Source organism: Rhodococcus sp. C-2 (genome assembly GCF_027854095.1).
Lineage (GTDB): Bacteria > Actinomycetota > Actinomycetes > Mycobacteriales > Mycobacteriaceae > Rhodococcus_F > Rhodococcus_F qingshengii.
Genome location: NZ_JAQGFI010000006.1, coordinates 69,883 through 82,554 on the forward strand (window position 1 = coordinate 69,883; position 12,672 = coordinate 82,554).

Annotated in this window: 10 protein-coding genes; 3 read left to right on the forward strand and 7 right to left on the reverse strand. The window is 62.8% G+C overall.

Annotated features, from left to right (window positions below):
* The 5 genes from PCS43_RS14155 to PCS43_RS14175 are packed head-to-tail and all read right to left on the reverse strand — an operon-like array spanning nt 1 to nt 4,970.
* The gene (locus PCS43_RS14155) at nt 1-1,041 is read right to left on the reverse strand and encodes an ABC transporter substrate-binding protein (protein ID WP_007728999.1); all 1,041 of its coding nucleotides are present in this window, start codon (nt 1,039-1,041) and stop codon (nt 1-3) included.
* Entirely contained in the window at nt 1,038-1,889 is an 852-nt protein-coding gene (locus tag PCS43_RS14160) for an ABC transporter ATP-binding protein (protein WP_050794099.1), read from the reverse strand. Before PCS43_RS14160 ends, PCS43_RS14155 begins: the two co-directional genes overlap by 4 nt.
* A 23-nt stretch (nt 1,890-1,912) precedes the next feature.
* Entirely contained in the window at nt 1,913-2,962 is a 1,050-nt protein-coding gene (fepG, locus tag PCS43_RS14165; RefSeq protein ID WP_003946259.1) for an iron-enterobactin ABC transporter permease, read from the reverse strand.
* Complete coding sequence (locus PCS43_RS14170) at nt 2,959-4,086, reverse strand: Fe(3+)-siderophore ABC transporter permease (RefSeq protein ID WP_003946222.1); 1,128 nt, start codon at nt 4,084-4,086, stop codon at nt 2,959-2,961. The genes fepG and PCS43_RS14170 overlap by 4 nt, the downstream gene beginning before the upstream one ends.
* On the reverse strand, nt 4,083-4,970 hold the full coding sequence (locus PCS43_RS14175) for a siderophore-interacting protein (RefSeq protein WP_270923060.1): 888 nt from the start codon (nt 4,968-4,970) through the stop codon (nt 4,083-4,085). Before PCS43_RS14175 ends, PCS43_RS14170 begins: the two co-directional genes overlap by 4 nt.
* A 257-nt stretch (nt 4,971-5,227) precedes the next feature.
* Between PCS43_RS14175 and PCS43_RS14180 the strand changes: the two genes are divergently transcribed.
* Both PCS43_RS14180 and PCS43_RS14185 read left to right on the forward strand, forming a co-directional pair.
* Nucleotides 5,228-6,886: an ABC transporter ATP-binding protein gene (locus PCS43_RS14180; protein WP_270923061.1), complete on the forward strand. Its 1,659-nt coding sequence runs from the start codon at nt 5,228-5,230 to the stop codon at nt 6,884-6,886.
* Nucleotides 6,883-8,640 carry an ABC transporter ATP-binding protein gene (locus tag PCS43_RS14185; RefSeq protein WP_193595072.1) on the forward strand — a complete coding sequence of 586 codons (1,758 nt, stop codon included), beginning with the start codon at nt 6,883-6,885 and terminating at the stop codon, nt 8,638-8,640. The genes PCS43_RS14180 and PCS43_RS14185 overlap by 4 nt, the downstream gene beginning before the upstream one ends.
* A 43-nt stretch (nt 8,641-8,683) precedes the next feature.
* Here PCS43_RS14185 and PCS43_RS14190 read toward each other — a convergent pair whose 3' ends face one another.
* Nucleotides 8,684-9,508, reverse strand: a complete 825-nt coding sequence (locus PCS43_RS14190; RefSeq protein ID WP_007729004.1) for a helix-turn-helix domain-containing protein — start codon at nt 9,506-9,508, stop codon at nt 8,684-8,686.
* A gap of 139 nt (nt 9,509-9,647) precedes the next feature.
* Here PCS43_RS14190 and PCS43_RS14195 point away from each other — a divergent pair, with 139 nt between their 5' ends.
* Nucleotides 9,648-11,138 (forward strand): acetyl-CoA acetyltransferase, encoded by a 1,491-nt coding sequence (locus PCS43_RS14195; RefSeq protein WP_209909557.1) that lies wholly within the window; start codon nt 9,648-9,650, stop codon nt 11,136-11,138.
* A gap of 80 nt (nt 11,139-11,218) precedes the next feature.
* On the opposite strand, the gene PCS43_RS14200 is transcribed toward PCS43_RS14195, so the two are convergent.
* The gene (locus tag PCS43_RS14200; RefSeq protein ID WP_065351237.1) at nt 11,219-12,457 is read right to left on the reverse strand and encodes an HNH endonuclease signature motif containing protein; all 1,239 of its coding nucleotides are present in this window, start codon (nt 12,455-12,457) and stop codon (nt 11,219-11,221) included.
* Nucleotides 12,458-12,672: the final 215 nt, after the last annotated feature.

Here is a 12,672-nt window from a genome sequence, read left to right on the forward strand (position 1 = left end):
TTACTGCCCAGCAGTGATTCGCCCGGCCGCTTCCTCGAGAACGTCGAGGAAGATGGCCGCGGTGAGCGCAAATCCTTGGTTGTATCGCGCGTCGCTGGTCAACACGTTGCCCGCTTGAACTGCAGGCAACCGCTGCCACGTCGGCTGCGTCTTGATCGCGTCGAGCGCTTCCTGATCGCGTGCTTGAGCGATGATCACATCCGCCGGAGCCAAGGTGTCGAGTTGCTCGAACGACAACTCGAACGAGTTCTCTGCATTGTCGTCGTCACGGAAAAGCACGTCCAGGCCGGCATCGAGTGCAACACTGATTCGCAGATTCCGCTGATGCACAAGGAAGCCCGTCGGCGTCTGAACGCCGAACACGATCTTCTTTCCGCCCAGCTTCTCCTGCAACATCGGTCGCAGTCTCGCGAGCTTGTCGTCGTACTCCGCAATGGAAGCCTCGGCGATCGTCACCCGGTCGAGCTGGCTCGCCTGCGCCATCAGAGCACCTCGCCAGTCGACCGGGTGCCCGGCAATCGGTTCGACGTCGTCGCCGACGACCAACAGCGGCGCGATGGAAGACAATCGCTCGGTGCCGTACCAGTCACTGGTGTATCCGATCGCAGTGATGACGATCAGATCGGGCTCGAGAGCGAGCAGAGCCTCGAAGTTGGTGGAGAAGTCGCCGGCGACGTTGACGAAGCTCGCGTCCTCGATGGTGCGGCCGGGAAACTGGAATCCTGCCTTGGCGTCGGGGAACCAGAAGTTGCCCGATCCGACGATCGGGTAGTCCATCATCATCGCGAATTCGAGGTCGACGCGGCCGTCGAGCACCACCACACGCTTCGGGTCGCGCGGAACGTCGCCGCTGAACTCGGCCCACGTGTACGGGAGAGTGTCACTGGCAGAGTCGGATTCGCCATCGGAGCTTCCGCAGGCGCTCAGCGCCAATGCTGCAGCCACACCAGCTGCGCCACCGAAGAATCGGCGTCGCGAAATGCGGTCGACGATCTGAGCCCACTCCGTGTCGGTAACCTGCGCATCCAGGACGAGTGTCATACCTTTGCTCCTTCGATGTTTCGCTGACGCTCGCGTCCCAGCGGAATGACCAGCGGTGTGTGGGAAACCGGATCGTCGATGATGCGGCACGCCATGCCGAACACCTCCTGCACCAGTTCTTCGGTGATGATCTCCGCGGGCGGGCCCTCGGCGACCACCGCGCCGTCCTTCATCGCGATGATGTGAGTTCCGTAGCGGCACGCGTGATTGAGATCGTGAAGCACCGCCACCAGCGTGTGTCCGTCGTTCTCGTTCAGATCGCGGCAGAGTTCCAGCAGCTCGATCTGGTGCGCGATGTCGAGGAACGTCGTCGGCTCGTCCAGTAGCACCAACGGAGTCTGCTGCGCGAGAACCATAGCTACCCAGACACGTTGGCGCTGACCACCGGACAGTTCGTCGACCGGCCTGGCCGACAGATCCGTGACCTTGGTTGCCTCCATCGCCTTGATGACGGCGGCCTCGTCCTCTCGGGACCACTGGCGGATCAGCTTCTGGTGCGGATAACGCCCTCGCGCAACCAGATCGGCGACTTTGATTCCGTCCGGCGCGATCGACGTCTGCGGCAGAAGCCCGAGTCGCCTCGCAACTTCCTTTGCCGGGTACGACGTGATCGCCTTACCGTCGAGAAGGACCTTGCCGGTGGTCGGCTTGAGCAACCGGGACAGCGCACGCAGAAGCGTCGACTTGCCGCAGGCATTGGGACCGACGATGACGGTGAAGCCACCGTCGGGGATTTCGACGTCGAGGTGTTCCGAGATGACGCGCTTGTCGTAACCGATCGTGACGTCCTCGGCGCGAAGCCGATTCGTCCTTTCGACCACGACGGCGGCCGTACTTGTCTCGTTCACGCTGTTCCTCGTTCCTTCACCGATCACTGCTTACGTGCCTCTCGCGCGAGAAGCCATACGAAATAGATGCCACCGATGGAGACGGTGACGACGCCGACCGGCAACTGTGTCGGCGCGAAAGCTCGCTGCGCCACCCAGTCGCTGACCATCAGCAACGCGCCACCCATTGCTGCCGACGGCAGCAGGGTCACTCCGGCACTACCGGTCAATCGCCTCACCAACTGCGGAGCCGCCAGCGAGACGAACCCGATGGGACCGGCCGCTGCTGTCACCATGGCCGTCAGGGCGACGCCGAGAACAACCAGGGATAGCCGCGTGGGTTCGGCCCGGACGCCGAGCGCCTTGGCGGCGTCGTCGCCCATCTCGAGCATCTGCATCCGCCTGCCCAACACCAGGATCAGCGGAACGAGGATGGCCAGCACGACGACCACCGGCCACACCTGAGTCCAGCCGAGGCCGTTCAACGAACCGGCACCCCACACTGCGGCAGCCATGGCGTCGTCAAGTTTCGCCTTGAGGATCATCCAGGTGTTGACCGAGCCCAACATCGCGCTGATGGCGATACCGACGATGATCAACCGGAATCCCTGCACACCTCGCTTGTACGCAAGGAGATAAACAACTGCTGCGGTGGCGATTCCGCCCACCAGAGCACCGACTGCGATCTCGTAGTAAGTACCACCGATGAGGAGGATGACCACCAGAGCGCCCGTGTACGCACCGGAGTTGAAGCCGATGATGTCCGGGCTACCCAACGGGTTCCTGGTCAGCGATTGGAAGATCGCACCGCTCATACCGAGCGCCGCACCGAGCATCAGCGCCAACAGAACTCGGGGCAGACGCCATTCCACGACGACCATGTGGATACGCGCGGGGGCTTCGCCGAACAGTGCACCGAGGACGTCCCCGATCGGCACTTGGTAGTCACCACTACCGAGCGCGATGACACCGATGGCCAATGCAAGCGCAACGAGGACGAGGCAGACTGTGACCGTGCGGACGTCGATCCGCGCGGACCAGCCTTCTTTGGGTGAGCGCACCACCGTGGTGGCGCGCCCGAAATCGATGCTCACAGACCGCTCACCTTGCTTCGACGCACCAGCATGATCAGCACCGGAGCGCCGATGAAGGCCGTGACGATACCGACCTGAAGTTCACCCGGGCGCAGCACGATTCGGCCGACGACGTCGGAGAAGAGAAGAAGAATCGGCGAGCACACCAACGTGTACGGGAGAATCCATCGCTGATCCGGTCCGACGAACCATCTCGCGACGTGCGGAACCATCAAACCGACGAATCCGATCGGCCCGGCCGCAGCTGTCGCCGCGCCGCACAGCAATGTCACCGCGATGACACCGAGGATGCGAGTACGAGTGATGTTGGCACCGAGCGAACGTGCCAGATCGTCACCCAGGGCCACCGCGTTGAGTTGGCGCGCCAACGCGAGCGCCAGGAAGAGCCCGATGAGAATGAATGGGGCAACGGCCAGAACGATTTCCAACGAACGCCCGCTGAGTGAGCCGGCATTCCACTGGCGCATCTGGTCGAAGGCGGTCGGGTTGAGCAAGGTGATCCCGGACGAGATGCCGCCGAGCACGGAGCCGATGGCAACACCGGCAAGCGTCAGCCGAATGGGCGTCGCACCACCTCGACCGATCGAGCCCAGCGTGTAGACGATCGCCGTGGCTATCACCGCTCCGAGGAACGCGAACCAGATGTACGACCAGATGCTGGTCAGGCCGAAGACCGCGACGGCAACGACCATCGCGAAGCCTGCTCCGGCATTGACACCGAGAATTCCGGGATCAGCCAAGGGATTTCGTGTCATCGCCTGGATGAGGCCACCGGCCACACCCAGTGCCATACCGACTATCAGACCGAGCAGAGTACGCGGTAGTCGCAGGTCACGGATGATCACGTGATCATTGGAATCGTCGTAGTTCACCAGCGCGTCGATCACGGTGCCGAACGGAATGGTCTTCGATCCCACCGCGATACTCAGAAGGAGCACGGCGGCGAGCACCACCAGGCACACCAGAAGACCCGCCATACGACGAGAGTTGGTCGATACCAGCCCGTCCGGTTGCTTCTGCTTCTCGTGCAGCGACTCGTCGATCAGTTCTTCGGTGTGTTTGTCGACTGCGCTCTTGTCCGCCGCACCGCTGTCGACAGCACTCTTGTCGAATCCAACGGTCACAAGCCGGCGCTCTCTAGAGTCTTCTCGACCTCGTCGCGGATCTCTTCCTCGTCGCGGTCCGATTCCCAGGCCGCATCGAGTGCCGCGCGGACACTTTCGTCGAGGGCCTCGTACTTCGCGTTCCACACCTCGGCTTTGTACGTCCAGTAGCCGATGACCTTGTACTGCTCACCCGGCAACTTCAGTTCGTGGCGAAGGTACTTGCGGATGTCACGGAACATCGTGCTCTCGCCTGCAACCCACACGTATCCGAGTTCGGTGGGCAGGTTCATCGCGCGAACCGCGTCCGGCAACTTCGACGGTGCAACACCGTTGCCACTGCCGACCAGCCAGATGAACTCGACGTCGGCGTCCGAGGTGATCTGCTGCTTGTGAGACTCGTCCACCACCTCGACGATCGCCTTGGCCGACATCCCGGCGGGCAACTGTTCGATCAAGCGCCCGAGTGCGGGGAGTCCAGTCGCGTCGGCGACGAACACCTGCCAGCGTGCGTCGGCCGGGGGCTCGTAGAGGCCACGAGACTCGCCGATCGCCAACTTGTCACCGATCTCGGCCTTCTGTGCCCAGTCGCTGGCGATACCACCCTCGTGAACGACGAAGTCGATCGTCATGCAGCTGGTTTCGGAATCGAACCGTCGCACGGTGTACGGCTGGCACGGGGACGGTTCCTCTCCCTCCGGGTATCGCCAACCGCGCGGTGCATCCGGATCTTCCGCCGGTAGAACGAACTTGCCTGTAGCCGGGACCGGGAAGTGGAGGCGCAGGTATTCGTCACCGGTACCGGTGGTTTCGAAGGCGGTCAGCTCCTCCCCACCGAACACGATACGAACCATTCCCGGGGTCACGTACTCCTTGTGAAGTACCTCGCCGAACACAAGACTCACAACAATCTCCAACATCGATGGAACATGAACCGGACCCGAACACGAGGATCTATCCGACTTCCGGACATAGTTAACCCGCGCTAAGTAAGGTAGACCTTAATTTATTGCAGTGTCGTCGATGAGTCGATGCCTTCTCCGCTGCAACGGGGCCAACTACTATCGCAATTCGGCCAACGCAATACGTATGGCCTGTTCACGACAAGTATTGGCACCGGTGTGACTTCTGACTACCGCCCACGATCCCTAGCGTGGACCCAGTGCCTTCGACACCACTTCTTTCGGCCGAGACAAACGGTCCCCCAACCAGCCCGGCGATCACGCCGCGTCAGGTAATCACACGCGCGATCGCTTCCGAAGGTCGCGGAGCCAAGCTGGCGGCCGCGTCCGTCGGCTTCACCGGCCACCAGGTCGCGGAAGCGTTGGTGCCGGTGGTGATCGGTGCGGTCATCGACCGTGCTGTGGCGACCAGCGATGCCGCCGCACTCGGAAAGTGGATCCTCGTTCTCGGAATTCTCTTCACCGGCTTGTTGCTCAGTTGGCGCTTCGCGGCGCGCATCTCCGATTCCGTCACCGAGCACGGAGCACATCGCTTGCGGATGGACATCGCGCGCCGAGGCCTCGATCCGCACGGCATGTCGCCGCGGCGTATGCCGGGCGAGGTCTACTCGATTGCAACATCCGACGCGGGTTCGGTGGCCGGATTCACGCACACGCTGAGCACCAAACTTGCGGCCGCCTGCGGAGTGCTGACCGCCGCGATTTCGCTACTGGTGATCTCGGTGCCACTCGGCCTGCTCGTCATCCTCGGCACTCCCCCGGTGCTGGCTCTCATGCAGGTGGTCAGTCGGCCGCTCGAACGCCGAGCCGAAACCGATCAGTGGCAGGGCGCCAAGGCCGGCGCGCTAGCCGCAGATCTACTCTCCGGACTCCGAATCCTCTCCGGAATCGGCGCCGGAGATGCTGCAGCGCAGCGGTATCGGGCAGCCAGCCGGACTTCGTTGGAAGCAACCCTTCGCGCACAGAGATACCAAGCGATGTACTCCGCCGCCAACGTTGCGATCGCCGGCGCTTTCCTCGCCGTCATCGCGTACGTGGGCGGACGGATGGCAGCGTCCGGGAGCATCTCGGTCGGTGAATTCGTTGCCGTGGTTGGTCTGGCACAGTTCCTTCGGGGTCCGTTGATCGACATCATCTACTTCGGCGCCGGTCTGGCACGGGCGCGTGCTTCCGCCAACCGCGTCGCAGCACTTCTCGGGACCACCGAGGCTGTGACTCCCGCGGGTGAACCTGTGTCCCTGAATCACTCCGAGTTCCTGACGCTGCGCGACGTCGTGTTGGCCGGAGCGTCACCAGTCGATCTCGACGTCAAACGCGGCGAGATCATCGGCATCGTCACCGAGAATGCCGCATGGGCGGATGCGTTGGTCGACGCACTGGCGCGTCGAATCGAGCCTTCGAGCGGAACAATTCATCTCGGCGACAACGCCATTCACGAGCTGCACATCGACGAACTTCGCACTCACGTTCTGGCAGCACCGCACGACGCGGCACTGTTCATCGGCACAGTCGGCGACAACATCGACGCCCTCGCACCGATCGGCAGCCGCAACGACGAGGCCATCGCCGCTGCTGCGGCAGATCAAGTGATCTCGGCACTGCCGCTCGGCCTCGCAACCCGAGTCACCGAGCAAGGGAATTCTTTGTCCGGCGGTCAGCGTCAGCGCATCGCGTTGGCGAGGGCACTGGCGAGCGAAGCTCCCGTCCTGGTCCTGCACGATCCCACCACTGCCGTCGACTCCGTCACCGAAGCGCGCATTGCTCGCGGGATCGCCGAGGTACGCGGGGCGCACGCCACAATACTTCTGACCAGCAGCCCCGTGCTGCTCGATATCTGCGATCGGGTGATCGAGCTGTGAACGAACTACTCCCCACCGCAACACCGAAACAAGCGCGGCGCGCGGCACTTCGGTTGATGGGACCCCACCGGATTTCCGCGATCGCAGCAGTCGTCACCCTGACCGCCGCGACCGCGATCGGTCTGCTCACACCGCTGGTCCTCGGCGCCATGGTCGACGCCGTGACCGACGCAGACGGCGACGCTGTCTCTCGCATCGGCACACTGACTCTCGCGTTGGTCGGTATCGCGGTTGCCTCATCCCTTCTCGTCGGAGTGAGCAACTACCTGCTCGCCGGCGTCGGCGAGCGCGTTGTCGCCGACCTTCGCGAAGAAGTCGTCGTCCGGGTTCTCGACCTTCCGCAGAGCGACGTCGAACGGGCCGGGCGCGGAGATCTCGTCTCCCGCATCACCGGCGACGTGCGGTTGGTGACCCGGGCCGTATCCGAAGCACTTCCGGTTTTTGCCACCGCGGCACTGACCATCGTGTTGACCCTGATCGGATTGGGTAGCCTCGATTGGAGATTCGCCGTCGCCGCGGTGATCGCGGCACCCATCCAGATCCAGGCGCTGCGCTGGTACCTCTCGAGGTCGGCACCGGTCTACCGCGAGGAGCGGGAGGCAGAAGGTGCACGTGCGCAACAGCTCCTGGACTCGCTGAGCAACTCCGACACCGTCGGATCGCTTCGCCTGGCCGAGTCGCATCTCGAACAGATCGAATCTCGATCGATGACGGCCGTCCGGCTGAGCTTGTTGACCACGCGTCTACGCACCAGGTTCTTCGGCCGGCTCAACATCGCGGAGTTCATCGGCCTGTCCGCTGTGCTGATCACCGGCTTCTGGCTGGTGAAAGACGGTCAGATCAGCATCGGTGCCGCCACCGCCGCAGCCCTGTTCTTCCACCGCCTCTTCGATCCGGTGGGCGCGGTTCTCAGCGTGTTCGACGAATTGCAGGAAGGCACAATCGCGATGGCTCGCCTGGTCGGAGTCACGCTTGCGCCCGTGCCATCCGCACCGACCGATCCGCAGGAACCTGTCGACAGCTCAGCTTCTTTGGAACGCGTCACATTCTCGTACCGAAGCGGCGACGCTCCTGTTCTGCGAGACATCGACATCACCATTCCGGCAGGAACCGTCACCGCACTGGTGGGCGCTACCGGAGCCGGAAAATCTACAGTCGCAAAGCTGATCGCGGGAACCTACGAACCGACCGAAGGCGTCGTGAAGATCGGGACGGTGCCCCGGAACGAACTGCCACCGTCGACATCTCGGAGCGCGGTGGCCCTCGTGACTCAGGAGGTCCACGTCTTCGCCGGCACGTTGGCCGAGGATCTGCGGCTGGCCGACCCGTCGGCAACCGACAACGACATCACCGCGGCGCTCGATACCGTCGGCGCGTCGGATTGGCTGCGGGCTCTCCCGGACGGACTCGAAACCGTGGTCGGAGACGGTGGACACCGGCTGACCGCAACACAGGCACAACAACTTGCGTTGGCAAGAATCGAATTACTGGATCCGCCGCTGCTGATTCTCGACGAGGCGACCGCCGAAGCGGGCAGCGCTGGAGCCAGGGTCCTCGACGATGCCGCTCTCGCTCTGACCCGAGGTCGCACTGCTGTCACAGTGGCACACCGACTCTCACAGGCCGTCGACGCCGATCAGATCCTGGTGATGGACGACGGCCGCGTCGTCGAGCACGGCTCTCACGACGAGTTGGTCAACCTCGGGGGTCGGTACGCGGAGCTGTGGGAAGCGTGGTCCGCGCCGCGGAGTTGACCGCGACGGTTGCACCGAGCACTTCCGCCCGGTGCAACCCAACTCAAGCGTGCAGAAGGTACGGCACCGATTCGGGCGCCACACTCCCCTTGTTCATCATGCTGCCGGGCGTACGGCCGGTGACCCGGCGGAACACTGCGACAAAAGCACTCGGAGTTTCGTATCCGACCCGCCTACTGACAACCGAAACCGGCACTCCAGCAGCTAAATACGTCAATGCTGCGCGGACACGTACCTGAATTCGCCACTGCGCAAAAGTCATTCCAGTGCCCTGCGCGAACACACGCGTCAGCGTACGGACGCTACCGCCAGCCGTCAGCGCCCATTCGGACAGCGACCGCTGGTCTGCCGGATTGGCGACCAACGCTTCGGCGACGAACAACGCTCGCGGATCGGTCGGCATCGGAACCTCCACCGCAGCAACTTCGAGCGGCTGCAACATGTCGAAGGCCACCCGCTCGGCGCGACTGCGCGCCTCGTCGGGCATGTTCCGCCGATGCATGTGCAGGAGTACCTCACGCAGGAGAGCGCTGACACCGAACAAGCCCGGAACACCCGACGGCGCCTCGTGAGCCTCGGGCCGGAAGTAGGTGCAGAAGAACTCCGTACCCGGACCGGCCTTCACGGCATGCAACGCCCCGGCAGGCAGCCACAGTCCGGCCGAAGGCGGCACCTCCCAAGTGATGCCGTCAGCGACAACCGTGAGCATTCCACCGGAGTTTCCCCAGATCAGCTCATGTTCAGGATGACGATGCGGGGCCCACTGCCGCTGATGAGAGAGCTTCAGAGTCACCGTTGTCATCGAGTAGGGGTGATCGATGGAACGCGGCCCCACGGGCACCGAAACTCTCTCTGCCACAGCTGTCATGAAGACGAGTATAGGACTTTCGTTAGGCATACCTAAATAGGAACCCGAAAATCGTTGACTGTGACCCCAGAGTTACACATACCAGGGTCCCCGATATCGTGACTGCAACTCCCGGCTACGGGTCGGCAACGAGAGGTACATGATGGTTGACGCATCACGAATCCCGGTCATCGTCGGCGTCGGCGATCTGCGCTGGAATCCTGCCGACGGGCACCGCGAACCCCTCGATCTGATTCACGACGCCACCGTCGCCGCGTTGAACGACAGTGGACACGCTGAACTGCGAACACAGATCGATTCCGTGTTCGCGATCAAGACAGTCAGCTGGTCGTACGACGATCTCCCCGGGCTGCTTGCCTCACGATTAGGCGCGACCCCCACGGTCACCTCTACCTCGCCGATCGGTGGCCACTGGCCCGCGGCGCTCCTCGATCGGATCGGCGCGGCCATCGCTCGCGGTGAATCCTCGGCTGCTCTGCTCGTGGGCGGCGAATCGCACGCCAGCAGCACCGCGCTGCGAAAGTCCGGAGTCGCCCCCGACTCGATCGGGTGGACAGCCGCGCCCGGTGGGCCTCCCGGATTCGATCCGACCGACCTGGGAAGCCCTGAAATGCAGCGCGCCGGTTTCATCGTGCCTACGCGCGTCTACCCGCTCTTCGAGAACTGTTTCAGCGCTGCCGAGGGCCACGACGCCGGTGAATCGCTCGACTGGTCCGCGCGGATGTACGCCGCATTCTCGGAACTGGGTTCGAAGAATCCCGCCTCCTGGACGTCGGAGATCCGATCGGCAGACGAGATCGGCACCGTCGGCCCCGGCAATCGGATGGTCTCCGAGCCGTACCCGCTGATGCTCAACGCCATGCCTTTCGTCAATCAGGCTGCGGCCGTTGTCGTCTGCTCGTTGTCGACGGCCCGCGAGTTCGGGATCGATGAAAGCAAACTGGTGTACCTCTGGGGCGGCGCTGGTGCGAGTGATCCGTTGGACATCCTCAGCCGCAACAGCTTCGACAGCTCGGCCGCGATGCATGACGCCGTACATCGCACACTCGACGGTGCCGGAGTCGGCGCCGACGCACTCGACATCGTCGATGCCTACAGCTGCTTCCCGATCGTGCCCAAGCTGTTGATCCGCGAACTCGGACTTCCCGATACCGCGATCCCAAGCGTCACCGGAGGACACTCGTTCTTCGGCGGACCGCTCAACAGCTACACCCTGCATTCCGTCGCTGAAGTCACCAGGCGAATTCGCGACGGCGCGAACCTTGCCCTCGTCCACGGCAACGGTGGATTCCTCACCTACCAGCACTGCGTACTGCTGTCGTCTGCCGCTCATGCCGACGGGTACGTCGGTGATCCCGACGCACGCGCTTTGACCGCGGAGGCTCCGGAACTGATCACCGATTACCAGGGCACTGCAAAAATTGTCACTGCCTCTGTCGAATACGGTCGCACCGGGGAGCCTGAGATCGGGTTCGTGATCGCGGCAACGCCGGACGGCCGCCGCGTCGCCGGTCACACCGGTCCCGAGAATGCCTCCGAACTGACCCAGCTTCGCGGTGACAACCCTCCGTCGATCGGGCGAACTGTTCACATCAGCGACGAGAACGGGCGACTCACGCTCACGTTCTGACAGTAGCGTTCTGACAGTAGACAGCCGTGAGCACCGGGGCATGGTTGTGCCCCGGTGCTCACGTCTTCAGTTGTCGCGATTCACGCCGCGGTGGGTGGGCTGTTCCCGCCGATCGGCTGCTGATACGGATCAACAGACATCGGCGGATAGAACACCGATTTGCGATCCGGCCCGATCTCCACCCGCCATTCGGTGTGGTGCATCGTCCGATGATGATGACCGCACAACAAGATCAGATTGTCGAGATCCGTTGGGCCACCATCGTTCCAGTGAACAATATGATGGGCATCGCACCACCCCGACGGTGTCCCGCATCCCGGAAACGCACACCCACCATCACGAACCGCCAACGCCCGCCGCTGGGGTACCGTCGCGGTCCTTGCTTCTTTGCCGCAGTCGAGCGGAACACCGTTCTCGTCCAACAAAATCCGGGTGACCGTGCAGTCGCACGCCAGCATCCGGGCAGTATCGATACTGATCGGACCTACCCAATCCGTCCACGCGAAACCCAGTTCCTGAGTCGACGGCAGTAGATCCTTCAATGCTTTGAGGTCGGTCATGTCTTTTGCACTGGCGGTGACTGTGATGTGCGGTTTCACTCCGCCTTCGATCGGACCCAGCCCCGCCCGCTCGTACCGCCGCAACAATTCGCAGAACCCATCCGCCCGTCGTAATGCCGGCGTGCGGGCGTCCTTGACGCCGTCTTTCTCCGGCGTCGGCGCCGACAGGCTCGACAGCAACGTGATCAGACGTGCCCCGTTCACAGCATCCAGGTCGCCCTTCACGGTCACCCGCCCGTACAAGCCTTTCGAGGCGTAGAACTCGTTACGCTCCGAATCCTCACCCACCGGAACGCCGTCTTCGCGTTTGCCGTACTGCTTCTCGATCCGCCGGATCGCTGCCCGCACCGCATCACAATCGGCGATGTTCTTCGACGCCAACCCCAACAGAATCCCGCGGGCCTTGTCCACATCCGCCAGGGTCATGTTCTTCGGCGGATGCTGACAAAACGACGCCACCTGCCGCGCCTTCAACGCATCCACGTCACCGCGATGGAATGCATCCGCGACAACAGGTTCGAGCATCAACAACCGCGCCAACCCGACCAGCAGGCTGCACTCACCGATCTCCAGATTCGTCGAACCATGCAACCACTGCGCGATCGCCCGAAAACCCTTCCCGCCGAGAACCTCACGGGAAAACATCTCCACGATCAGCAACACCATCCGCGACTGCAATTCGTGTCGGGCGCGCACCAGATCCAGAACCTCACTCTTGAGGTCCTCGCCATCCAGCTGCCACGCTTCCCGACTGTCCATGCTCAAAGTTTAATCGAACATACTTTCGATAACCAGAGACAAACCGGACAACTTCGGGAACATGAAGACTTGAGACCTGTTGCAGTACATCACCATTCAGCTAGCCGTCAAAGACGACGCGATAGAGGACGTATCCCGCGAAACACACAATCGCAACAACGCACAGCACAAGCAGGATGTCGAAAAAGATGACCACGCTTCACCCCAATCAGTTC

Coding starts and splice junctions, on each gene's coding strand:
- PCS43_RS14155 (WP_007728999.1), bottom strand. CDS start 1,041: ATGACACTCGTCCTGGATGCGCAGGTTACCGACACGGAGTGGGCTCAG.
- PCS43_RS14190 (WP_007729004.1), bottom strand. CDS start 9,508: ATGACAGCTGTGGCAGAGAGAGTTTCGGTGCCCGTGGGGCCGCGTTCC.
- PCS43_RS14195 (WP_209909557.1), top strand. CDS start 9,648: ATGATGGTTGACGCATCACGAATCCCGGTCATCGTCGGCGTCGGCGAT.
- PCS43_RS14200 (WP_065351237.1), bottom strand. CDS start 12,457: ATGGACAGTCGGGAAGCGTGGCAGCTGGATGGCGAGGACCTCAAGAGT.